Origin of the sequence: Sporobacter termitidis DSM 10068 (genome assembly GCF_900130065.1) — a bacterium.
GTDB classification, from domain to species: domain Bacteria; phylum Bacillota; class Clostridia; order Oscillospirales; family Oscillospiraceae; genus Sporobacter; species Sporobacter termitidis.
Genome location: NZ_FQXV01000001.1, coordinates 158,341 through 181,643, shown reverse-complemented (window position 1 = coordinate 181,643; position 23,303 = coordinate 158,341). Strand labels below are relative to the sequence as shown.

Below are 23,303 nucleotides of genomic sequence, written 5' to 3'. Positions count from 1 at the left end.
TATGATGGATGCCGGAAAAGGGTTAAAGAAAAATTTCTCTTTACTTTAATGCTTTAATACTGTAAAATTAGAATGTAAAATGTTGATTTATGCGCCTTTCGGCGCATAGGAGGCACTTATGAACAAAAATCTTAAGAACAGTAAAAAAGACAGAAATACAGAGATGTACGAGGCTATTCTGACGCTGGAAACCGTGGAGGAATGTATGCGCTTTTTTGACGACCTCTGCTCCGTGACGGAGCTCAGGGCCATGGAGCAGCGCTATCAGGTCGCGGTGCTTTTGAATCAGGGCCATATCTATAACAGCATCCTCGAGCAGACGGGCGCCTCCAGCGCCACCATCAGCCGCGTCAACAGGAGCCTGATGTACGGCGCCGACGGGTACGATATCGCTTTCAAAAGGCTGGCGGAAAAGAAGAAATGAGCTCATACACCGCGCTGGCGCGGTTTTACGACAGCCTGACGGGCGATGTGCCTTACGCCGCCATGGCGGATTATTATGAGCGTGTTTTTGCCCGGCGCGGCGTCCCGGTAAAAACGGTGCTGGACCTGGCCTGCGGCACCGGCACGATGACGCGGCTCCTGGCGGAGCGCGGCTACGATATGATCGGCGCGGATGCCTCGGGCGAGATGCTGTCCGTGGCGGCGGAGAAGACGTTTGATTTGCCGGTTCGGCCGCTGCTCCTCTGTCAGCCTATGGAGCGCCTCGATTTGTATGGCACGGTGGACGCCGTGATCTGCGCCCTGGACGGCATCAATTACGCGCCCCCGGACAAGCTGCCGGAGATTTTCAGGCGCGTGCGCCTGTTTCTGGAGCCCGGCGGCGTATTCATATTTGACATTCATACCCCGTCAAAGCTCCGCGGGCTTGACGGGGAAGTTTTTATCGACGAGACGGAGGATGTCTTTTGCGTCTGGCGGGCCGAATTTGACATTGAGGAGAACGCCTGTTGCTACGGTATGGACATCTTCGCCCGCGACGGCCGGAAATGGACACGGAGCAGGGAAGAGCATACGGAATACGCATATGAGTCGTCGATGGTGGAAAAGCTGCTTTTGGAGGCCGGCTTTGAGCAGGCGGAGGTATGTGGAGACATGACCCACGCATCGCCGACGGAAGCGGATCAAAGACTGTTTATATCCGCGGTAAAACCAAAATAAGCAGACAGATGGGCCGATGTGGGCATCGGCCCCTACGGGAAGACGGAGAGCCCCGTTGTCACTCCCGCGCAGAAACGTGGATTCCCGCCTTCGCGGGAATGACACGAGTAGGGGACATCTAAGCAGTCACGGAGGATAGAATGGACGAAGTTATTCGCGCCGTCTCAGAGGACGGCAATATAATGATATTGGCGGTTACAACAAAGGACATTGCGGAGCGCGCGCGTCAGGTTCACAAAACGACGCCGGTCATCACGGCGGCGCTGGGGCGGACGCTGGCGGCCGCGTCGATGATCGGCCACACGCTCAAAGACCCGAAGGCCTCCGTGACCATACGTATTAACGGCGGCGGACCGGCAGGGACCATTATCGCCGTATCCGACAGCGGCGGGAATGTCCGCGGCTATGTGCAGAACCCGCAGGTGGAGCTGCCGAAAAAGCCCAACGGGAAGCTGGACGTGGGCGGCGCCGTCGGCACGGACGGCATGCTCACGGTCATCCGGGATCTCAACATGAAGGAGCCCTACGTTGGCAGTGTCCAGCTGGTGAGCGGTGAGATCGCCGAGGACCTGACGGCTTACTTTTATGAGAGCGAGCAGACGGCGGCGGCGGTGGCGCTGGGCGTGCTGGTGGACAGGGACCAGTCCGTGCTCGCCGCGGGCGGCTATATCGTCCAGCTGATGCCCGGCGCGCCGGAAACCGTCCTTGAGGCCCTGGAGAGGAACGTCGCCGCCACAGGCGCCGTGACGGGCGTGTTAAAGGATGCCGGCGCTGAGGAGCTCATCCGGCGCATACTGGATGGCTTCGGGCCGAAAATCCTCGAGCGCAGCCCCGTGGAATACAGATGCTACTGCAGCCGCGAGCGCGTCCTGGAGGCCGTCTCCGGCATCGACCAGGCAGAGCTGGACGATATCGAAGAAAAGGGCGAGCCGATTGAGGTGACGTGCCAGTTTTGCGACATCGTTTATAAGATAGAGACGCGTGAAATACTCGAATTCAGACAAAATGGGTGATTTTACCCGTGTTTTCGATAAAAAAATGTGGCTACAAAATAGCCGATAAAAAGTGATATTTTGTGTTGACAACACCCGGGGGTTTATGTATAATAACAAACGTCGCTAAGAACGGCAGCGCTCGGGAGCATAGCTCAGCTGGGAGAGCACATGCCTTACAAGCATGGGGTCACAGGTTCGAGCCCTGTTGTTCCCACCACAATAAGGCCCAGTAGTTCAGTTGGTTAGAACGCCAGCCTGTCACGCTGGAGGTCGACGGTTCGAGCCCGTTCTGGGTCGCCACTCCGGGCACTTAACAGTGCCCAATATGCCTCTGTAGCTCAGTTGGTAGAGCAGAGGACTGAAAATCCTCGTGTCGTTGGTTCGATTCCGACCGGAGGCACCACGCGCAGTTTAATTTAATATTATTTGCGCGATATGCGGGCGTAGCTCATCTGGTAGAGCGCCACCTTGCCAAGGTGGAGGTAGCGAGTTCGAGCCTCGTCGCCCGCTCCAATTTTAAGAGGCGTTTAACGCCTCTTAACTCCATCTGGCGACATAGCCAAGTGGTAAGGCATGGGTCTGCAAAACCCTGATTCCCCAGTTCAAATCTGGGTGTCGCCTCCAAAATCGAAAACCCGAAGATATTCTTCGGGTTTTCGATTCCAACATCAGGCATCTATACGCGGGCGTAGCTCATCTGGTAGAGCGCCACCTTGCCAAGGTGGAGGTAGCGAGTTCGAGCCTCGTCGCCCGCTTTTTTCCAAAAAGAGAACAGGCATAGCCTGTTCTCTTTTTTGGTTTTTCCCGCCTTTGGCGCCGCAAGATATCCGATGGCTGAAAAGCTTTGCGAAGCCTGATTGCTTTTATACGTACCGACAGGCGGCAAAAAATGTCAAAAATACAGAAAATTTCGGCGGGAAATAAAATATACGGCAATGTATTTATTGATTATGATATATTGCATTGCAATTTGAAAATGTCTAGAATAGTAAGGGGGGGATATATAATGAACATCACTTTTGTTGTTCTGGTTTTAAATGAGGAAGATAAGATCGTTGACGCCTATTGCAGAAGGGAAAAGCTGCCCTTCGCTCCTGCAATCGGCATGAAGCTCAGCGTCAATTCCAGAATGCCGCTGTGGCAGACGGCCGACGGCATGGTATTGGACCCGCCGATCAAGGAGATCGTCTATAATCTGGATGACGACGAGGTTTACTGTTTGTTTGAAGTGGATAAAGAGCTTGCCTCGGGCTATTGGTCGAAAATAAAAAATATGGACAGTAATCATGAGCTCCGGCAGTTTAAGCTACATAATGAAATCGCCGGGAGGGCGGACGGGGAAGCCCGGGAACCGGCGGAGGCCAGGGGCACGCATCAGGGTATGGGGACCACAATGCTGCTGCTCATCAACCTTATCGTGCCGTTTGGTCTGCTGTGCTATAATACAATTCAAAATATTGAAAGCATATTCTAATGTGTAAAAGAGACATTTCGGAGCAATGAAGAATTTCGATACGGTGATTTTTGATCTGGACGGGACGCTGCTTGACACGCTGGACGACCTGGCCGGCAGCGTCAACAACGCGCTGGAAAAATACGGTTTTCCGTGCCGGACCCGCGACGAGGTCCGGCGCTTTGTCGGCAACGGCGTGGAACGGCTGGTGACGCTCTGCGTCCCCGGCGGGGCGGCAAACGAAAAATATCAGGACTGCCTTGCTGATTTTAAGCGGCATTATTCCGAAAATATGCGCAACCGGACGGCGCCTTACGACGGCATTCCCGCGCTGCTGCGGCGCCTGAAGGCCGAGGGATTCAAACGCGCCGTCGTCTCCAATAAATTTGACGCGGCGGTCAAGGCGCTGTGCCGTGATTACTTCGGGGAGGATATCGAGCTGGCGATCGGCGAGTCGAAGGAGACAGCCAGAAAGCCGGCGCCGGATACGGCCCTGAAGGCGCTCCGGGAGTTGGGAAGCGTGCCGGCGCGGACTGTCTACGTCGGCGACTCGGAGGTCGACGCCGAGACGGCGAGAAACGCCGGGCTCGTTTTTATCGGCGTCACCTGGGGCTTCCGGGACAGGGAACTGCTGGAGCAGAAGGGCGCGGACTTTGTCATCGACAGGCCGGAGGAGCTTTTTCAGATTCTGCGGCTGCCGTGACGGCCGATCAGAACCGGATCGGGACGTTGCTGGTCACGATCTCATAATTATAATTATAGTTTGTCTTGATCGTCTGCAGGGTTCGGATGGAGATTTCCTTCTCCAGCAGGGGTCCGACGGTGATGCGGTGCAACAGCTCTTTTTTATAGACCAGGTCGACGTAGGGGACAAGATAGCCGTTTTGAGAGGTATATTTGATCCTCAGCCGGTCTGTCTCCCTGAAGTCCTCCGGGATTTCGACGGGGACATACAGGACAAGCCGAATCTCCTGCTCGTGGGCGAAAAACTGTGATTTGAAGCGAAACATGCGCTTTTTGAGCTCATCCTTGATGAGCAGCTGGCAATTCTGATAGCCGGGGTCGCTGGCGGATCTTTTGTAAACCGTGTCGATGATGCGCTTGATATCGCAGAGCTTTTCGTTGTCGTCGTAGATGACGGAGACCATCTCCATGTGGACCGACTCGTTGAGCAGCGTGACGTTCTCGCGCTCCGTCAGGCCAAAGTCAAACCCCACGTTGTAGCCCTGGCTGACGCCTTTTTTCGAGTAATAATTCCACATGGGCAGAGAGTCGCCGTCCCGCGAGAAGCAGCAGATGTATGCCTCGCACAACAGCGGCACATATTCCCTGCCGATATCGATCTCCCGGTCGTCCAGGGTGAGGTGCTTGTCGATGCTGAAGGACATGACGGCGGACACATCGAGCTCGATGTCCTTGATGGCGTTGTAAAAATCGACGCCGATCTGTCCGTCCTTTAAAAGCTCCCGGCATGCCAAGTCGTAGCAGCGGACCACGTCCCGGCCCTCGGAAAAGTCGTTGACGCAGTCGTAACGCGTAAAACGGAGATTGACGCCCTTATCCTTGACGATGCCTAAAAGGCCGTCGGGCGACGTGTAGTGGTACACCCGCTGATCGTGAGGGATATCGAAATACTGCCACTCAAATTCATCGGCCAGCTTTTCAAGCGCGCTCATATCGGCGTCTCCGCTCTCGGCGTGCATGAGGCTGGCCGGGGTTTGCCCGTTGTCGTCCATGCCGTTCATCCTTTCCTGTTTTTCGATACCATATCAAATCAACATAAGATTTCTGTTGAATCTTTGTTAAAAGTAGAAGCGATTGTATAAAGCTCCGGAGATATTGTGCCCGCAAGCCCGACGGTTTGCGGGCTTTTTTAATTTTTATCTCCCGGACATTACGCATTGGCCGCCTTTGCGGAATATGCTGTATATAGCTGAAAAAAATAATGAGCTTCCGGCTCAAAAAGGAGAACTGATAATGAATCAGGATAATGAAACCGGACTGCCGGGCGGGGCGGTGGGCGCCTGGGAACACGACAGCATATTGAACACCAGAAACTCCCAGACAGTCGGCGAACGGGGGCCGGTCCTTATGCAGGACAGTATCCTGCACGAGGCGCTGGAAATTTTTGTGAATAAGAAGATTCCCGAAAGACCCGTCCATGTGAAGGGGTTCGGCGCCTTCGGGACATTTCAGACGGTGAACTCCATGGCGGCGTATACGACCCTGAGCTTCCTGCAGACGCCGGGGCATCAGGTGCCGGTGCTGGTGCGTTTCTCTCTGGCGGGCGGCAATAAAGGGACGCCTGACACGTCGCGGAATGTGCGCGGCTTCTCTACAAAATTCTATACGGACGACGGTGTTTTTGACCTCCTGTGCAATCATTTGCCGGTGCTGTTCGTCCGCGACGGACTCCGTTTTCCCGAGGCTTTCACGGCCCTGGACCCGTCGCCGGTGAATAACCTGACGTATCCCGAGCGCTTTTGGAGCTTTGTGGCCCGGGCGCCGGAAGCCACCCACTTCGTTACCTGGTTATACTCCGATGCCGGCACGGTCGCAAGCTTCCGGCACATACGGGGTTACGGCGTCAATACATACGTCTGGCGGGATCACCAGGGCGCGCGGCGTTATGTGAAATATCACTGGCTCCCCACCGTCGGAGAGGCGACCATCGACAGGCATCAGGCCGGTATGCTGGCCGGGATGAATCCCGATATCGCAGGGCAGGACCTTTATGACACGATCGCCGGAGGCACGCCCGTACAGTACGGGCTGTGGGTGCAGCTGATGGAGGAGCAGGATGAGAGCACGCTGCCGTATGACCCGCTGGACTGTACGAAGGTCTGGGACGAACAGGCATATCCACTGGTACCCGTCGGCCTTATGACGCTGGACAGAAACCCGGACAATTATATGGAGCAGGTCGAGAAGGCGGCGTTTTCACCCACAAACCTGCTGCCGGGCGCAGAATTTTCAGATGACAAGCTCCTGCAGGCCCGGGCGAATATTTATGGGGATTCGCAGCGGCGCCGGTTGGGACAGGATTTCAGAAGTCTCCCGGTGAATCATCAGCAAAACTGGACGCCGGACCACATCGTCACCGGTGGTGTCGGCACTTATGTCCAAGGGCCGCTTGTCAGGGAAGGCATCCGGAAGGCGGATGATTTCACCCAGGCGGGACAGAGATATCGGTCCCTGTCCGCTGAGGGACAAAATCATCTGGCGGATAACATCGCCTCGGAGCTTGCCGCCGTCTCCGCGGAGACGCGGCGCACCGTGCTGGGATATCTGAGCCGCGCGTCGGCGGAGCTGGGGGAGCGCGTGGCGGCGCAGGCTGCTGTTTACTCCGGCGGCGGGGCGGACTGACTGTACGTGACATAATCAAAACCGCCGGCTCAGTGCAGCCGGCGGTTTTGACTTGGAGACGTTTTATTTGACGTAGTTCAGCGGGTTCACGGGGGTGGAGTCCGCGTTGGCGATGCAGTCGGCGCTGGAATTGCGGAGGCGGACCTCAAAATGGAGGTGGGCCCCGGTGGATTCGCCCGTATTGCCCATGTAGCCGATGCGCTGCCCGACGCCGACATAGGCGCCGGCCGAGACCAGCGGTGCGCTCATGAGATGGGCGTAGCGCGTCTGGATCGGCTGGCCGTTGTAATAGGAATTGATGTAGACAACGTAGCCGTAGCCGTCGAGCGTGCCGGCGTAAACCACCTTGCCGGCCATCGCGGCGGTAACGCTGTCGCCGGCAACACCGTGCACGGACGAGCCGATATCGACGCCGTTGTGCGCGCTGCTGAAATACTGGTTGATTTTGTGGCTGGCCGGCGCCGGCCAGGCCATCAGCGACTTTAAATATGATGTGCTGACGTACCCTGTTGCCGTCCCGTTGTACAAAACCCTGTCCCAGCCGCCGCTTTCCGAGAGGACGAGTACGGTGCGGCCGCTCGGTATGGTGCCGATGACGCCGTAGGAGGTGCCCGCGCCGCTCCTGACATTGAGATTGCCGGACGAGGCGGCCACCTGGACCGCGTACGTGCCGTAAACATATTTGATATAATCGGCGCTGACGTAGCCGTAGGCCGACGGCGCGTACTCCACGTACCACCAGCTGCCCGTCTTTGTTATCAGCGTGACGTATGTACCGGCATAGAGCTTCGTCAGTATCGCGCCAGAGGTGCCGGCGCTGCTCCGGACGTTGAGGGCGCCCGAGGAGGTGGAGACGAGCCCCGCCGCCGACGTGACGCCGGCCGCTGCCGCCTTTGGCATAAAGCCCGCGAGAACAAGTGTGACGGCTATCAGCAGGAATGCAGCGGCTTTCCGTAATTTCTTGACGTGAACCATTTCCCTGTCATCCTTTCTTACTTCCCATACTTGCCTGTGTGCCTGGAAGCATAATAAAAGGGTAACAAATAGTTACAATACCGTCAAACTGTATATCTTGCCAATGGCAAAAAGGGTATTTTTTATAAAACGGAGCCGCAATTTGCCAATGCGCCTAAGCCTTGCCGCCTCAAGGTAAATCTCGGCTGCGCCGGTCGATATATCCCGATGCGGAGTTACAGGAATTTACAGGGACTTTCGCGTTATTTTCTTTTTCTCGAGAGGTTGAGCAGCGACAGGGCGAAAAACAAAACCGCGGTACCGGCGAGTATGAGGAGGCTGACGATGGGGGATGCCACCGCGTCTCCGAACCTCAGGTTCACGCCCATCAGCTCCTTAAAGCTTTCGGCGGCTTCGGCAGGCGCGCCGTTAAAGGCCTGCGACAGGGGGGACGCCATCATCGTCTGCCGCAGCAGCGCGGCGGCGTGCGACACGGGAAAGACCTTGACGATCCACTGCACCGCGTCCGGCAGCTGCCCGACGGGCAGATAAATACCGGTCAAAAACCCGATCAGCGTGCCGATAATGGTGCTGGCCGTGGCAAAGGCGCTGGCGCTGTTAAAAAACGACACGATGAACAGGACCATGGAGGTGCTCGCCAGCGTCGATATCAAAATGAGCCCAACGACCTGCAGCGCCGCGGAAAGGCTCAGCAGCGCGCCGCCGTAGGCGACGATGTAGATCTCGGCCAGTACCAGCGTGACGAGCGTCATGATCACGCCGATGATATATGATGAGATAATGTACCCGGCGGTCAGGCTGCCTCGGCCGATGGGGGAGGAATAAAAGTCCTTGGATATCTTTTTGGCTCTGTCGTCCACCATCGTGCCAAAAGCGCCCATGGTTGTCGTCACGGAGGTAACCGCCAGGAGCCCGGCCATGATCCAGCTGTCCATCAGGAACCGGACGCCGGTGAGGTCCCCGATGCTGCTCGTCCAGACATCGCCGAGAAAGAGGACGTAAAGTCCGATAATGATGAAAACGGCCAGCAGGGAGAAAAAAACGGAGGTCCTGTCTCTGAAAAAGACTTTCAGATTGCGCGCTGCAAAAGCGATCATTCGCGGATCTCCTTTCCGGTAACGGCGATGAAGGCGTCGTCCATCGTGCCCTTGGTGACCTCAAAGCCGGTAATCAGCCCGGTAAACTGATTGACGATCGGCAGGGCGGCGAGGGTGGACGGGACGGGGATAACGACCTGATCGGCCACGGCCTCGTACCTGAGCTGCTGCGCATCCAGCCGGCTGCGCACCGCGGCGGCATCACGGCAGACGAGAGAGAGCTTGTCGCTGGTATATCGCTCTTTCAGCTCCGAAGGCGTCCCCTTGGCGGCGATGGCACCGTCGTCGATGATAATGACGTAATCTGCCCCGGCGGCTTCTTCCATGTAATGCGTCGTCAGGAAGACCGTCATGCCGGTCTCCTTCTGCAGCGCCGTGATGGTCTCCCAGACGTTTTTGCGCGTTTGCGGATCGAGCCCCGTTGTGGGCTCGTCGAGGAAAAGAATCTTCGGCATATGCACCAGCGCGCGCGAAATGTCGCACCGGCGGCGCTGCCCGCCGGAGAGCTTCCCATAAGGCCGGCGGAGGATATCCGTAATGCCGGTGATCCTCGCCGCCCGCGCCGCGGCGTCGTCCAGGGCACGGCCGCGCAGCCCGTAAAAGCCGCCCCGCGTTTTCAGGTTTTCTTCCACAGTCAGAAGGCCGTCCAGCAGGTTATCCTGAAAAACGGCGCCAATGGCCGCGCGGATGGCGCCGTCGTCCCTGCCGAGGATGTGGCCGTCGACCATAACGTGCCCGGCATCCTGCCTGAGAAAGGTGCAGATGATATCGATGGTCGTCGATTTCCCGGCGCCGTTAGGGCCCAGAAAGGCGAAGATTTTGCCGCTCTCCACGTAAAAATCGATGCCCTTGACGGCGGCAACACTGCCGTAGGATTTTTTGAGACCGGTGACCTCAATAATATTGCTCAAATATTTCACCCCTTCGGTACAATACCAGGTATTGTCAAATATTAGCATACAGTTCATAATAAAACAATGAGACGGATATTAAAAGAAGATTAAAAAGGAGTTAACATGAACATCAGGGTCAACGGGATCGACTTGTGGTATGAGAAAACGGGGGACGGCCCGCCGATTGTGCTGCTGCACGGAAACGGCGAGAGCCACAGGATTTTTAGCGTCCTGACGGGACAGCTCTCCGAAAATTTTACCGTGTACGCCCTCGACAGCAGAGACCACGGACAGAGCGGCAAGAGCCGGGAGCTTACTTATGGCCTGATGACGGAGGATACGGCGCGATTTATTGAGGCGCTGGGCCTTGACAGGCCGGCGGTGTGCGGCTTCAGCGACGGCGGCATCATCGGGCTGATGCTGGCCTCGTGGTATCCCGGCCTGCTGTCAAGGCTCGTCGTCTGCGGGGCCAGCACCAGTCCGGAGGGGACGAAAAGGGGCTGGCTGCGGCTGTTCCGGCTTTTATATCTCATCACGAGGGACAAGAAGTACCGGCTTATGCTCACCGAGCCGCATATCACGAAGGAGGACCTGAAAAGCATCGATATCCCCGTCCTGGTGCTGGCAGGCGAAAAGGACATGATCCGCGCCGAGGATACGCGCTTTATCGCCGGGAGCATCCCCGGCGCCGCGCTGAGGATACTCCGCAAAGAAAACCACATGAGCTATGTTATCAACAGCCCCAAGCTATACGGGGCGATGGAAACGTTCCTGCGAAGCTCTGACGGTTGACAAGACTCGGCCGTGCCTATAAACTGAAATGGAAAAAATCACGACAGATAAGGATGTACCCCATGAATATTTGGCACGATATCGCCCCGGAGAGAATCACGTCCGAGAAATATTTCGGTGTTATAGAAATATCAAAAGGCTCGAAAACGAAGTATGAGATCGACAAGGAGACGGGGCTTTTAATGGTTGACCGCGTTCTCTACACGTCCACCATATACCCGGCCAACTACGGCTTTATCCCGCGTACCTATGCCGACGACAACGACCCCCTGGATATCCTCGTCCTGTGCACGGAGCCCATCATCCCGATGACGCTCATCCAATGTTACCCGATCGGCGTCATACGAATGCTGGACAGCGGCCATCTGGACGAGAAGATCATCTCGATCCCCTTCGGAGACCCGAACTATGCCGGTATCCGGGATATCGGCGACCTGCCCGAGCATGTTTTCAACGAAATGAAGCACTTTTTCTCCGTTTACAAGGCGCTGGAGAACAAGGAAACCGTCGTCAACGACGTGGCCGGCCGGGACGAGGCCGTCCGGATTGTGGCCGGCGCCATAGAAAATTACAAAAAGAAGTTTGCGGGGAGAGCTTAACGGCATATCTATAAAAATATAATAATTATTTGCAGGATGAAGAAGGTATCGTGACTGTGAAAAGAGGCAGCGCCGCCATTACCGTCAGCAACCCCTTCGCCGCGCTCAGACACAGGAATTACAGACTGTACTGGATCGGCATGGCAATATCCACGACAGGCACCTGGATGCAGAACGTCGCGCAGCCGTGGCTGGCGTACGAGCTGACAAGGTCGCCGTTTTTGCTGAGTCTCATCGGGGCGCTCCAGTTTACGCCGGTGCTGCTGTTTTCGCTTTTTGCCGGCGTTTTGATCGACAGGTTCGAAAAGCGGCGGATACTCTTCGTCACGCAGACCGCGGCCATGCTTATTTCGCTGACAGTCGCGATACTTACCGCTGCCGGATATATTCAATACTGGCATCTGATCATCACGTCGACCCTCATGGGCTTTGTCAACACGGTCGATATGCCCACGCGCCAGTCCTTCGTCATTGAGCTGGTGGGCAGGGAGGACCTGACGAACGGCATCGCCCTCAACTCCGCGCAGTTTAACCTGGCGCGCATCCTGGGCCCGGCCCTGGCCGGCGTTATTATGGGCCAGTGGGGCGTGGCCGTCTGTTTTTTTATCGACGCGGCAAGCTTTGGCGCCGTTCTGATCAGTCTCTTCTTTGTCCGGCCTTATCCGACGGAAAAAACGCCGATGCCGCAGGTCAATATTTTCGCCAGCATCGGGGAAGGCCTGAAATTTATATTCCATCGGGAAGTGCTTTTCCTGCCCCTGATTTTTCTGGCCGTCGGCGCGACGTTCGCCATGAACTTCAACGTGCTTGTGCCCGTCTTTTCCATCGAGGTGCTCGGGCAGGAGGAAACGGGCTTTGGCCTTCTGATGTCGATGGCCGGCGTGGGCGCGCTGGCGGGAGCCCTGACGATGGCCATCGTCGCCCGGGGCGGGCCAAGAAAGGTTTTTTTGTTTGTCTTTCCGATCGTTGCCGGAGCGCTCATCGTGGCACTCGGGTTGACGCGCGTATATATCATGGCGGGCCTCGCGCTCATGTTCGCCAGCTTTTTCTACATGATCTTCATGGCCAGCGTCAACACGACGATGCAGATGAACGCGACGCAGGAGTTCCGGGGCAGAGTGATGAGCGTCTATTCACTTATCGTCGCCGGCTCAACGCCGCTGGGGAACCTGTTTGCCGGTACGATCGCGGACCGTGCCGGCGCCGGCGTCAGTTTTATCGTCTGCGGCGGCGTTATCCTCGTCCTGCTCATACCGCTTTCTCTGTACCGGCGTGCCAGAGAGCGCTCCCGGATGGCCTGCGAATAGAACGTTCTTTGCGATAGCTATAAAAATATCACAAAATACATGGAATTCGTTTATAAATTTTGTATAAATAATTCTATTGACTTTAGATAAAATTAGACTATATTCATCGTATACACGCGTTCTACTATTCGGGATGAAAAGAGGGGCATTTCCATAAAACCAAGTAATGTAAAGCGCTTTTTCTTAGGCAGGCCACTGCACAGCGACGCGCTGAACGACGAAAAGTACGCTGTCACCTGGGGACTTCCGATACTCTCGAGCGATGCGATTTCGTCCGTTGCTTACGCGGGCCAGCAGATACTGGCGGTCCTGCTGCCGGTGGTCGGTATTCTTGCCTACAGGCAGCTCACAATTTTATCCGGCGTCATCATTCTTCTGCTGATTATACTGACATTGTCGTACCGGCAGACCATCGACAGTTACCCGAACGGCGGCGGCGCGTATACCGTTTCCAAAGAAAACATCGGGACCGTTTGGGGGATCATCGCGGGCGCGGCCCTGTCGGTGGGGTATATATTGACGGTTGCCGTCAGTGTTTCCTCCGGCGTGGAGCAGATCGCTTCGGCTTTTGAAGTGCTCAAGCCCTACAGCGTTCCCATTTGCGTTCTACTTATCGCTTTGATCGCCGTCATCAACCTCCGAGGCATCAGAGAGGCGGCCCGGGTTTTCGGCCTACCGACATATGCGTTCATGCTCGGCCTCATCGTGATGGTGGTTGTCGGTTTTATTAAGATCGGGAACGGTTACGTCCCGCCGAAGCCGACGTTTTCCGGCATCGTCCAGCCCATCACGGCGATTTTGCTGCTCAACGCTTTTTCAAGCGGCTGCTCGGCTTTGACAGGCGTCGAGGCGATCAGCAACTCCGTGCCCAACTTTAAGGAGCCCTCACAGAAAAACGCGAAAACGGTGCTCCTCCTGCTGGCTGTGATCATTCTGGTCCTATTCGGCAGCACCGCGCTGCTGACAGATCTGTACCTGGTTCAGCCGAACGGGAAAGCGCTGCTGATCGTGCTGGCGTCGCAGATTTTCGGCCAGGGTTTCATGTTCTATTACGTCACGGTGACAACGTTCATCATTCTGATTTTTGCCGCGAACACGGCCTATTCCGGATTCCCTGTGCTGATATCCGTGATGTCCAGGGACAAGTACATGCCGCGGCAGCTCAGCATGCGGGGCAACCGCCTCAGTTACGACAGCGGCATTATCGTCCTGTCGGTCGTGGCGATCCTGCTTGTCATCATTTTCAACGCCAAGGTTGAAAGGCTGATCGGCCTGTACGCCATCGGCGTATTCATTTCCTTTACGCTGTCGCAAACCGGCATGTTCCTGCACTGGATGCGCCGGCCGGGCAAGAAGATGTACGGCAGGGCCGCCATCAACGGCATCGGCGCCCTGACCACGGCCGTCGTCGTCGTGATTATCGCGTTTACAAAATTCAGCCAGGGCGCATGGATCGTCGTCGTTTTGATCCCGATCCTGGTGTACATGATGCTCATGATCAACAAGCATTACACGCGCATCCACGACCAGCTCCGGCTGGAGCCGGAAGAGTACGCCGCGGCGCTTCACGACAACTGTACGTATAAAAACCGCGTCATCGTCCCCGTTGAGAGCGTCAACCGCGCCAGCATCCGGGCCCTGCGTTACGCCAAGACCATCTCCGACAACGTGACGGCGTTCAACGTCGTCATCGACAACGAGACGGGAGAGAAAAACAGGCAGAAGTTCGACATGCTCAAAACAGACATCCCTCTCGTTATCAAATACTCGCCCTACCGGGAGATCGTCGGGCCGCTCGTGGAATTCATCGAGTCGGCTGAGTACGACCTGACAGACTGCGACATCGTTTCCGTCATCCTGCCGCAGTTCGTGGTCCAGAAATTCTGGCAGCGGATTCTGCACAACAACACCCGCGTTCATATCGAACACCAGCTCCTGAGGCACAAGCAGATCGTCATCTGTACAATGCCGCTCCAGCTTCACGACGAGGCGGAGAAGGAGATAGACAAAGCGGTACGGGCGATTGACGAAATGGACAGGGAAGAGACAAAGAAGTAAGCACGATGAGATGCGTTTCCGATGAGGGAACGCATCTGTCATATCATACCGTCATATATTTTTTATCTATTACTTGATTAAAGAACTAAATTGTTTTAGAATAATATAAAATACATAAATACATGTATCGCTATTTATTTACTTTTTAGGGGAAACGAGATGAAGAAGACTTTTATCACCTTGGAGCAGCTGCAAAAAATCGCGGTGACGTATCCCACGCCGTATCATCTTTACGATGAAAAGGGCATTCGGGAAAATGCTCGGCGTTTGAAAAAGGCCTTTTCCTGGAATCCGGGATTTAAAGAATTTTTCGCCGTCAAAGCCACGCCCACGCCGGCGATTTTGAAAATACTTCACGAAGAGGGCTGCGGCACGGACTGCTCGTCCATGACGGAGCTGATGCTCAGCGAGCGGTGCGGCATCACGGGGCAGGACATCATGTTCTCGTCCAACGCCACGCCGCCCGAGGAATTCCTGAAAGCGCTGGAGCTGGGCGCCATCATCAATCTGGACGACTATACCCATATCGATTTTCTGAGCAAGCTTGCGCCGATTCCGGAAACGGTTTGCTGCCGCTACAATCCCGGCGGCGTCTTCTCTGTGGCAAACCACATCATGGATAATCCGAACGACGCCAAGTATGGTATGACCAGGGAACAGATGATCGCGGCGTTTAAAAAGCTCCAGGAGCTGGGCGCGAAAAAGTTCGGCATCCATGCGTTTTTGGCCAGCAATACGATCTCCAATGAGTACTACCCCCAGCTTGCCGCGCAGCTGTTTGAGCTGGCCGTCGACCTGAAGCGCGAGACGGGGGCGGATATCGCCTTCATCAACCTCTCCGGCGGGGTCGGCATCCCCTACGAGCCGGAGCAGCCGGCAAACGACATTATGCTCATCGGCGAGGGCGTCCGCCGCGCCTTTGAGTCGATCCTCACCCCGGCGGGGATGAACAACGTGGCCATCTATACCGAGCTCGGCCGCTTTATGCTGGCGCCGTACGGATGCCTGGTGGCCCGGGCGATCCACGAAAAGCATATCTACAAGGAGTATATCGGCCTGGATGCCTGTGCCGTCAATCTGATGCGGCCGGCCATGTACGGGGCGTACCATCACATCACCGTCATGGGCAAGGAAAACGCGCCCAACGACCACAAGTACGACATCACCGGCTCGCTTTGCGAGAACAACGACAAGTTCGCCATCGACAGGATGCTGCCGAAGATCGACATCGGGGATTTTATCGTCATCCACGACACGGGCGCCCACGGGCATTCCATGGGCTATAACTATAACGGCAAGCTGCGTTCGGCGGAGCTCCTGCTGCGGGAGGATGGCAGCATTCAGCTCATTCGTCGCGCCGAAACGCCGGAGGATTATTTCGCCACGGCTATATTTTGATCACCAAAGGGAGACGTTCTTCAATGGAGAAGAAACGCATTGTTGTCAAGGTCGGCACCTCCACGCTCTGCCATGGCGGGAAGGGCCTGAACTTTCGGAATATTGATCTGCTGGCGCGCACGCTTGCCGATATCAAGAACGGGGGCAATGAGGTTATCCTTGTATCCTCCGGCGCTATCGGCGCCGGCTGCGGCAAGCTGCACCTGCGGGAGAGGCCCGTCGACCTACGGCTCAAGCAGGCCGTAGCCGCCGTCGGGCAGTGCGAGCTGATGCACATCTATGACAAGTTTTTCGGCGAGTACGGCGTTACGGTCGGGCAGATACTACTTACAAGGGACGACGTCGACATGCCGAACGTCAAGCAGAACCTGCTGGGGACGTTCGAGAGCCTTTTGGAGCTCGGCGTTATCCCCGTCGTCAACGAAAATGACTCGGTCTGCATCGAAGAGATCGAGTCGGAGCACAAGATTTTCGGCGACAATGACACGCTGTCGGCCGTTGTGGCCGCCCTCGTCTCGGCCGACCTGCTGGTGCTGCTGTCGGACATCGACGGCCTTTATGACTGCGATCCCCGGAAAAACGGCGGCGCAAGGCTCATCCCCGTCGTTGGCGAGATCGACGCGTCGATCATCGCCCTGGCCGGCGGCGCCGGCACGGATTTCGGTACCGGCGGCATGGCGACAAAGCTGTCGGCGGCGGCCATCGCCAATGAAAACGGCATCGATATGGTCATCACAAACGGCGATAATCCGCAAAATCTTTATGATATCATCAAGGGCAACAGCATCGGGACATTATTCAAGCGTAAAGCTTTATAGCGAAAGGGGAGACGGACCCGTGACAGCCATCGAAAAACAGGGCGCGGCGGCGAAGGCGGCGGCGCTCAAGCTCATGACCTGCGGCACCGGCGCGAAGAACAGGGCGCTTTTGGCCATCGCCCGGGCGCTTGCCGACAATAAGGAAAAGATCATCGCGGCCAACGGCGCCGATATGGCCAAAGCCAGGGAGAGCGGCATGAGCGCCGCGCTCATGGACCGCCTGGCCCTGAACGACAAACGCATCGACGGTATCGCCGACAGCGTCCGCCAGGTCGCCGCGCTCGACGACCCCATTGGGCAGGTCGACAAGATGTCGACGCGCCCAAATGGCCTCATCATCGGGCGGCGGAAGGTGCCCCTGGGCGTCATCGCCATCATTTATGAGTCGCGGCCCAACGTGACGGTGGACGCGGCGGTTCTGTGCCTGAAGGCCGGCAATGCCGTTATCCTCCGCGGCGGCAAGGAGGCGTTCAACTCCAACAACGCCCTCACCGACATCATGCGCGCGGCGATCAAAGAGGCCGGGCTGCCGGAAGATGCCGTCTCCCTGGTGCAGGACACCACCCGCGGCAGCGTCGACGAGGTCATGGCGCTGACGGGCTATATCGACGTGCTGATTCCGCGGGGCGGGGCGGGCCTCATCCGGCACGTGGTCGAAAACTCGAAGGTTCCCGTGATCGAAACGGGCGTGGGCAACTGCCACATCTATGTGGAAAGCACCGCGGACCTCAATATGGGCGCGGAGATCATCTATAACGCCAAATGCTCGCGCCCGTCCGTCTGCAACGCCGCGGAAACGCTGCTGGTGGACCGGAGCATTGCCGCCGCGTTCCTGCCGATGGCGAAAAAGCTGCTGGACCAGAAGAACACCCAATTGAGAGGCTGTCCTGAAACCATTGAAATCCTCGGCGGCGGCGTCCTGCCGGCCACGGACGAGGACTACTGGACCGAGTTCGGCGACTATATCCTGGCCGTCAAGGTCGTCTCGGACCTTGACGAGGCTATCGCCCACGTCAACAAATACACCACCCATCATTCCGAAGCCATTGTCACGAACGATTACGCGGCCTCCCAGCGCTTCCTCGACGAAGTGGACGCCGCTGCCGTCTACGTCAACGCCTCCACCCGCTTTACCGACGGCGGCGAGTTCGGCCTCGGCGCGGAGATCGGCATTTCGACGCAAAAAATGCACGCCCGCGGCCCCATGGGGTTAGAGCAGCTGACAAGCGTGAAATATATCATCTACGGCAGCGGACAGGTGCGGTAAGCACCGGCTAGAATAACAGGCGAACGCAGTTCGCCCCTACGGTATGCAGTGAAACCGTAGGGGCGAACTGCGTTCGCCTCAGGCTGCCGAAAAACCTGTCTGCTTCTAATCGCCGCTATTCAATTCATACGACGGGTGATACAGGCCCGTCGGCTCATAATACTCGTCTCCGAGGTAACGAAAACCCAGGCGGACAAGCTGTTTTTTTGAGTTTAAATTTTGTGGATGATGGCCCGCGTAAATCTTATCTGCCCTCAGCGCGGAAAAGCCATATTTGACGACGGCGGCGGCCGCCTCAAAGGCATAGCCTCGGCCCCAGAATTTTTTCCGGAGATGAAAACCGAGCTCGTATGTATTTTTCTCCGCTGAAAAAGGCCGCAGGCCGCAGCAGCCGATCAGCTCGCCTGCCGGCAGCTCGAATATCGGCCAGTATTGGACATGAAATCGTTGCAGATTGCTTATTTCGAGCCTCAGACGGTTGTCTATAAACTGGCCTCTGGCGCAAATATACCGTGTGACGTTCGCGTCGCCCCACAGCAGACAGGCCTGCGGCAAATCCGCATCCGTCCATTCGGAGAAGCCGATACGTTCGGTTTTTAAAAAATATTCTCTCACTTGGCTTTGCCTCGCGTTATTTATTTATCAAAGCCGTTCGGATGGCTTTTGTGCCAGTTCCACGCGGTGCCGACGATCTTGTCAAGCTCATAGAAGCGGGGCTTCCAGCCCAGCGTGCGTTTTGCCTTTTCGCTTGAAGCGACGAGCTGCGCCGGGTCGCCCGCCCGTCTTTCGGAGAGGACGGCGGGGATCGGGTGCCCCGTGACGCTGCGGGCCGTGTCGATGACTTCCTTAACGGTATATCCCACCCCGTTTCCGAGATTGAAGATATCGCTGGCGCCGCCCTGCAGAAGATAGTCGACGGCCAGGATGTGCGCGTCGGCGAGATCGGAGACGTGGATATAGTCCCTGACGCACGTGCCGTCCCGCGTGGCATAATCGTCGCCGAAAATGCCGATGGCCGGCCTTTGGCCGTTCGGGACTTGTAAAATAAGCGGGATAAGATGCGTCTCGGGGCTGTGCGCCTCGCCGATGCTTCCCCCGATATGCGCGCCGCAGGCGTTGAAATACCGGAGCGACACGAATCTCAGACCATGAGCGTTCCCGACCCATTTAAACATTTTTTCCATGGACAGCTTTGTCTCGCCGTAGGTGTTGGTGGGGCGCGTCACGTCGTCCTCCGTGATGGGCACGTGTTCCGGCTCGCCGTATACAGCGGCGGTTGAGGAAAAAACGATCTTGTCAATCCCGTTTTCCACCATGCTTTTTAAAAGCACCATTGTGCCGTATATGTTGTTGTCATAATATTTCAGGGGCTCGGACATGCTCTCGCCCACAAGGGAGCTGGCCGCGAAATGAATGACGGCCTCGATACGCTCCTTCTTAAAAAGCTCGTCGAGGAAAGCTTTGTCCCTGATATCGCCTTTATAAAACCGCGCCTCCGGATGCACCGCTTCAAGGTGACCGGTCTGCAGGTTATCCGCGATAACGACGTCGCGTTTTTTTTCGATCAGCGCGTAAACGGTGTGGGAACCGATATAGCCGGCCCCGCCGAGGACTAAAACAGCCATTTTAACTACTCCTTTTCCATTTCCGCCATCTGCCGGTTTACGCTTTCCTCGCAGGAGCGCATGGCCTGGATCGTCAGGTCAAAGAGCTTCGCAAGCTCCCAGCTGAGCATATCGGCGCCCTGCTGGATGACATCGCGGGAGCAGCCGGCGGCGAATTTTTTGTCCTTGAATTTCTTCATGAGGCTCGATACCTCCAGATCAGCGGCGCTTTTCGACGGCCGCATGCGCACGGCGGCACCGATGAGGCCGGTGAGCTCGTCGGCGGCGAAGAGGACCTTTTCCATCTCGTGCTCCGGCTTCACGTCACAGCAGATACCGTAGCCGTGGCTGCAGATCGCGCGGGTCATGTCGTCGCCGACACCGCCCTCTCTGAGGAGCTCCGGCGCTTTGACGCAGTGCTGCTCGGGGTAAAGCTCAAAGTCAATGTCGTGCAGAAGCCCCGCCAGGGACCAGTAGGTCTTGTCTGCGCCATATCCGAGGTGATCGGCATACCATGCCATCACGCCCTCAACGGTGAGCGCGTGCAGGATATGAAAGGGCTCCTTATTGTATTTTTTCAGAAGGTCCAGCGCGTCGTTCCTGGTGATCGAGGCAGTCATTTGTATATCTCCTTTTTGCAGTTCCTGTTTCCATTTTATATCCTGCGGGCAAAAGAGTAAAGCGCAAAACGAAAGGGCATGCCGAATTTTGACGGCATGCCCTGAATATTTAAAATTTCGCGGAGGTTAGCTTTCGTAAATACAGCCGCAAATAAGAGCTACTTCAGCCAGCTCAGGAGCGAGCCGCCGCTGTCACGGGCGTTCACGACCTCCATTGAGGCCACAAGCATGTCGGCCGCCTGCGCACGGGTCAGGACCTGGGGCACCGCCTGTACCGCCGCGGGCTGCAGAATATTGCAGGCCGACAGGTTGACCTCCGCCTGATACGCCCAGGCGGGGCAGACGTCCTGCGATATGGCGTCGACGGCTTCCACGTCTGAGACCTTCAGGACATTATTCAGGACAACGGCCGCCTCGGACATGGTGATCGGTTCCTGCGGCGCGAAGATAAGCTGCCCGTCGCCGTCCCTGAAGCCGGTGATGATGCCGGACATCAGTGCCGTGGAGACATAGGGCTTGACCCACATTGGGATACTCGCGTCGTCGGAGAAGCCGGTCCGCGTGATGCCCGGCAGCGTCTTTGTGTCATCCATTGCCAGGCACATCGCCAAAAACTCTCCGCGGGTCACCGTCGCGTCCGGACGGAAAAAGTATTCGCTGCCAAGCTTTTCGCCGGTCAGAATACCTTTTTCGGCCAGTACGAGTGCGGAGTAATAAGAACCGTTGTCCGCCATGTCGGCATAGGTGAGCTTCGTTGATTGCTTGTTGATGCTTATGGTGACGATACCCTTGTCCGAGAGGTTCCCCGCGGTGTCGACGGCGATATAGGAGAAGCTGTCCTGTCCCTTTTTGCCGGCCTCCGGCGTGTAGACAAAGCTGCCGTCGCCCTCCGTCTGAACGATGCCCTTTTTCGGCAGGTCGGCAATTTCAAAGGTCAGCGCGTCTCCCTCGGGGTCACTGGCCGAGAGCTGACCTTTGACGGGGATATCCCTGAATGTGTTATAGCTGAGATTTTCCGCGACCGGGCTTGAGTTTTGCGCGGCGTCCGCCGCCAGGACCGGCACCCCGGCCCACAGGAGACCGCCTGCCAGTACCGCGAGAAGTGCGGTGACGGCGGCCCGGAAAGATATCCTGCTGGACAATTTCACTTGTAAAACCTCCTGATTGATTCATAAGTATCCGTCTGACGAGCCGGATTGCTGTTAGTATTTACTATTAAATGGTAAATATACCATGAAATACAATTATTTTGACCGATCCTTTTGACACTTTGATAATTATGCAATTTCAGGTACAACATCTTTCATTTTTATTGACAAGGGGCGGCGCAGGCTGTATTATAAAGTCAATAATAATAGGCAAAAAAGGGGAGAATCCAGCGATGCAATCAGCGAGATCACTTAATGCAATTGAATTTTTAAATAAACAAGCTGCTGAAATTCAGCAGAGCATTGTTATTGATAAATCCTGCTACAACGACTCTGTCAAGCGCGGTCTGAGAAATGCCGACGGTTCCGGCGTGATGGCCGGCGTGACGCGCATCGGCAATGTCAACGGCTATTTCATGAAGGACGGCAAAAAGATGCCGATGCCCGGACAGCTTATTTACCGCGGGATCAATGTTGAGGAGCTTGTGGACGGCTTCATGAGCGAAGGCCGCCTGGGCTTTGAGGAGACCGCCTACCTGCTGCTGTTCGGCGCGCTCCCGAACCGGCCGTCTCTGGAATCCTTTACGAGAATATTGGACGAGTACAGGACTTTGCCGGAGCGTTTTTTCGAGGATATGATCCTCTGCGCGCCCAGCAACGACATCATGAACAAGCTCGCCAGAAGCGTGCTGGCGCTGTATTCCTACGACCCCGATCCGGAGACGGATTTGAATAACATTGAGAAGGAGCTCGACCAGGTGCTGCACCTCGTCGCGCGCACGCCGGTGATTGTCGCCAACGCCTTCGCGGTCAAGAAGCATTATTACGACAACGAGAGCCTTTTCATCCATCGGCCGAAGGACGGTCTGTCCACCGCGGAAAACTTCCTCTACAGCGTCCGGCATGACAATAACTTTACAAGCGACGAGGCGCAGCTTTTAGACCTGTGTCTTGTCCTGCACGCCGAGCACGGCGGCGGAAACAATTCCGCCTTTGCCTGCCGCGTCCTCTCCTCGTCGGGGACGGACATCTATTCGTCCATTTCAGCGGCCGTCGGTTCGCTGAAAGGCCCCAAGCACGGCGGGGCCAACAAGAAGGTCATGGAGATGTTCTCTTATATCGAAAAGGACGTAAAAAACTGGAAGGACGAGACGGAGCTCCTTTCGTACCTGCGCAAGATCCTGCGGAAGGAAGCGGCCGGGGGAGACGGACTTATTTACGGCATGGGCCATGCCGTTTACACGCTCAGCGACCCGCGGGCCGTCACGCTGAAGGCCATGGCGAAGGTCCTGGCTGAGAAAAAGGGCATGCTGGACGAGTTCGAGCTTTTCGAAACGGTCGAGCGTCTGGCGCCGACGGCGTTTGCCGAGGAGCGCAACGAGGAAAAGGTGATGTGCGCCAACGTCGACATGTATTCCGGCCTCGTCTATAAAATGCTGGGTATTCCGGAGGAGCTTTATACGCCGCTGTTTGCCATCGCGCGGATGGTCGGCTGGTGCGCCCACAGGATCGAGGAGGTCTTCAACAGCAACAAGATCATCAGGCCCGCCTATAAGGCGGTCGCGCCCAAGGGGGAATTTGTGCCTTTGGACAGGCGCTGACCTCAGGCAGCCGGTGCGCTTACATACGTCAATATTTATGGGCGGCCGGCGGCCGCCCATTTTTTACCGGCTTTATGAAAAGTATGTATCAACACATAATTATTTTATACTTTATGTTAGCATCGGCGTGTGGTATAATGCCATAAAACAG

The 23,303-nt window shown here is 56.3% G+C and carries 22 protein-coding genes and 6 tRNA genes; 20 read left to right on the top strand and 8 right to left on the bottom strand.

Annotated elements, in window-relative coordinates; translation table 11 throughout:
- The first annotated feature begins 118 nt into the window (after positions 1–118).
- The 11 genes from BUB60_RS00855 (at position 119) to BUB60_RS00805 (ending at position 4,312) form a co-directional block, all read left to right on the top strand.
- Positions 119–424 (top strand): YerC/YecD family TrpR-related protein, encoded by a 306-nt coding sequence (locus BUB60_RS00855; RefSeq protein WP_073075752.1) that lies wholly within the window; start codon positions 119–121, stop codon positions 422–424.
- Positions 421–1,161: a class I SAM-dependent DNA methyltransferase gene (locus tag BUB60_RS00850; RefSeq protein ID WP_073075751.1), complete on the top strand. Its 741-nt coding sequence runs from the start codon at positions 421–423 to the stop codon at positions 1,159–1,161. Before BUB60_RS00855 ends, BUB60_RS00850 begins: the two co-directional genes overlap by 4 nt.
- A 140-nt stretch (positions 1,162–1,301) precedes the next feature.
- Positions 1,302–2,174 carry an Hsp33 family molecular chaperone HslO gene (gene hslO, locus BUB60_RS00845; protein ID WP_073075750.1) on the top strand — a complete coding sequence of 291 codons (873 nt, stop codon included), beginning with the start codon at positions 1,302–1,304 and terminating at the stop codon, positions 2,172–2,174.
- 123 nt (positions 2,175–2,297) lie between these two features.
- Positions 2,298–2,373, top strand: a tRNA-Val gene (locus BUB60_RS00840).
- A gap of 6 nt (positions 2,374–2,379) precedes the next feature.
- Positions 2,380–2,456 (top strand) — tRNA-Asp (locus tag BUB60_RS00835).
- A 27-nt stretch (positions 2,457–2,483) separates the two neighbouring features.
- A tRNA-Phe gene (locus tag BUB60_RS00830) sits at positions 2,484–2,559 on the top strand.
- Between the two features lie 34 nt (positions 2,560–2,593).
- Positions 2,594–2,669: transfer RNA gene (locus BUB60_RS00825), tRNA-Gly, on the top strand.
- A 36-nt stretch (positions 2,670–2,705) separates the two neighbouring features.
- A tRNA-Cys gene (locus BUB60_RS00820) sits at positions 2,706–2,780 on the top strand.
- A 58-nt stretch (positions 2,781–2,838) separates the two neighbouring features.
- Positions 2,839–2,911, top strand: a tRNA-Gly gene (locus BUB60_RS00815).
- 251 nt (positions 2,912–3,162) lie between these two features.
- A complete protein-coding gene (locus tag BUB60_RS00810; RefSeq protein WP_073075749.1) occupies positions 3,163–3,630 on the top strand; it encodes a hypothetical protein in 468 nt (155 codons plus the stop codon).
- Between the two features lie 25 nt (positions 3,631–3,655).
- On the top strand, positions 3,656–4,312 hold the full coding sequence (locus tag BUB60_RS00805) for an HAD family hydrolase (protein ID WP_073075748.1): 657 nt from the start codon (positions 3,656–3,658) through the stop codon (positions 4,310–4,312).
- Between the two features lie 7 nt (positions 4,313–4,319).
- Here BUB60_RS00805 and BUB60_RS00800 read toward each other — a convergent pair whose 3' ends face one another.
- Entirely contained in the window at positions 4,320–5,345 is a 1,026-nt protein-coding gene (locus BUB60_RS00800) for a DUF2971 domain-containing protein (RefSeq protein ID WP_073075747.1), read from the bottom strand.
- A 241-nt stretch (positions 5,346–5,586) separates the two neighbouring features.
- Between BUB60_RS00800 and BUB60_RS00795 the strand changes: the two genes are divergently transcribed.
- A complete protein-coding gene (locus BUB60_RS00795; RefSeq protein WP_073075746.1) occupies positions 5,587–6,975 on the top strand; it encodes a catalase in 1,389 nt (462 codons plus the stop codon).
- Between the two features lie 63 nt (positions 6,976–7,038).
- Here BUB60_RS00795 and BUB60_RS20715 read toward each other — a convergent pair whose 3' ends face one another.
- From BUB60_RS20715 to BUB60_RS00780, 3 genes are all read right to left on the bottom strand, one after another.
- Complete coding sequence (locus BUB60_RS20715) at positions 7,039–7,950, bottom strand: SH3 domain-containing protein (protein ID WP_073075745.1); 912 nt, start codon at positions 7,948–7,950, stop codon at positions 7,039–7,041.
- Positions 7,951–8,192: 242 nt separating this feature from the next.
- Positions 8,193–9,047, bottom strand: coding sequence for an ABC transporter permease (locus tag BUB60_RS00785; protein WP_073075744.1), 855 nt, complete (start codon positions 9,045–9,047; stop codon positions 8,193–8,195).
- A complete protein-coding gene (locus BUB60_RS00780; protein ID WP_143162234.1) occupies positions 9,044–9,958 on the bottom strand; it encodes an ABC transporter ATP-binding protein in 915 nt (304 codons plus the stop codon). The genes BUB60_RS00785 and BUB60_RS00780 overlap by 4 nt, the downstream gene beginning before the upstream one ends.
- 105 nt (positions 9,959–10,063) lie before the next feature.
- Here BUB60_RS00780 and BUB60_RS00775 point away from each other — a divergent pair, with 105 nt between their 5' ends.
- The 7 genes from BUB60_RS00775 to BUB60_RS00745 all read left to right on the top strand — a co-directional run bounded on the left by BUB60_RS00775 (position 10,064) and on the right by BUB60_RS00745 (position 18,179).
- Positions 10,064–10,732 carry an alpha/beta fold hydrolase gene (locus tag BUB60_RS00775; RefSeq protein WP_073075742.1) on the top strand — a complete coding sequence of 223 codons (669 nt, stop codon included), beginning with the start codon at positions 10,064–10,066 and terminating at the stop codon, positions 10,730–10,732.
- Between the two features lie 62 nt (positions 10,733–10,794).
- On the top strand, positions 10,795–11,331 hold the full coding sequence (locus BUB60_RS00770) for an inorganic diphosphatase (protein WP_073075741.1): 537 nt from the start codon (positions 10,795–10,797) through the stop codon (positions 11,329–11,331).
- Positions 11,332–11,381: 50 nt separating this feature from the next.
- Complete coding sequence (locus BUB60_RS00765; protein ID WP_242941107.1) at positions 11,382–12,638, top strand: MFS transporter; 1,257 nt, start codon at positions 11,382–11,384, stop codon at positions 12,636–12,638.
- A gap of 318 nt (positions 12,639–12,956) precedes the next feature.
- Positions 12,957–14,696: an APC family permease gene (locus BUB60_RS00760; protein ID WP_479725492.1), complete on the top strand. Its 1,740-nt coding sequence runs from the start codon at positions 12,957–12,959 to the stop codon at positions 14,694–14,696.
- Positions 14,697–14,855: 159 nt separating this feature from the next.
- Positions 14,856–16,094 (top strand): diaminopimelate decarboxylase, encoded by a 1,239-nt coding sequence (locus BUB60_RS00755; protein WP_084726141.1) that lies wholly within the window; start codon positions 14,856–14,858, stop codon positions 16,092–16,094.
- A 23-nt stretch (positions 16,095–16,117) separates the two neighbouring features.
- Positions 16,118–16,912: a glutamate 5-kinase gene (gene proB / locus BUB60_RS00750; RefSeq protein WP_073075737.1), complete on the top strand. Its 795-nt coding sequence runs from the start codon at positions 16,118–16,120 to the stop codon at positions 16,910–16,912.
- A gap of 19 nt (positions 16,913–16,931) precedes the next feature.
- Positions 16,932–18,179: a glutamate-5-semialdehyde dehydrogenase gene (locus tag BUB60_RS00745; protein WP_073075736.1), complete on the top strand. Its 1,248-nt coding sequence runs from the start codon at positions 16,932–16,934 to the stop codon at positions 18,177–18,179.
- A 105-nt stretch (positions 18,180–18,284) separates the two neighbouring features.
- On the opposite strand, the gene BUB60_RS00740 is transcribed toward BUB60_RS00745, so the two are convergent.
- The 4 genes from BUB60_RS00740 to BUB60_RS00725 all read right to left on the bottom strand — a co-directional run bounded on the left by BUB60_RS00740 (position 18,285) and on the right by BUB60_RS00725 (position 21,551).
- Positions 18,285–18,794 (bottom strand): GNAT family N-acetyltransferase, encoded by a 510-nt coding sequence (locus BUB60_RS00740; protein ID WP_073075735.1) that lies wholly within the window; start codon positions 18,792–18,794, stop codon positions 18,285–18,287.
- Between the two features lie 20 nt (positions 18,795–18,814).
- Positions 18,815–19,804: a UDP-glucose 4-epimerase GalE gene (gene galE / locus BUB60_RS00735; RefSeq protein WP_073075734.1), complete on the bottom strand. Its 990-nt coding sequence runs from the start codon at positions 19,802–19,804 to the stop codon at positions 18,815–18,817.
- A gap of 5 nt (positions 19,805–19,809) precedes the next feature.
- Positions 19,810–20,403 carry a hydrolase gene (locus tag BUB60_RS00730; RefSeq protein WP_073075733.1) on the bottom strand — a complete coding sequence of 198 codons (594 nt, stop codon included), beginning with the start codon at positions 20,401–20,403 and terminating at the stop codon, positions 19,810–19,812.
- Between the two features lie 158 nt (positions 20,404–20,561).
- Positions 20,562–21,551: an Ig-like domain-containing protein gene (locus BUB60_RS00725; RefSeq protein ID WP_073075732.1), complete on the bottom strand. Its 990-nt coding sequence runs from the start codon at positions 21,549–21,551 to the stop codon at positions 20,562–20,564.
- A gap of 233 nt (positions 21,552–21,784) precedes the next feature.
- Here BUB60_RS00725 and BUB60_RS00720 point away from each other — a divergent pair, with 233 nt between their 5' ends.
- A complete protein-coding gene (locus tag BUB60_RS00720) occupies positions 21,785–23,152 on the top strand; it encodes a citrate synthase (protein ID WP_073075731.1) in 1,368 nt (455 codons plus the stop codon).
- Positions 23,153–23,303: the final 151 nt, after the last annotated feature.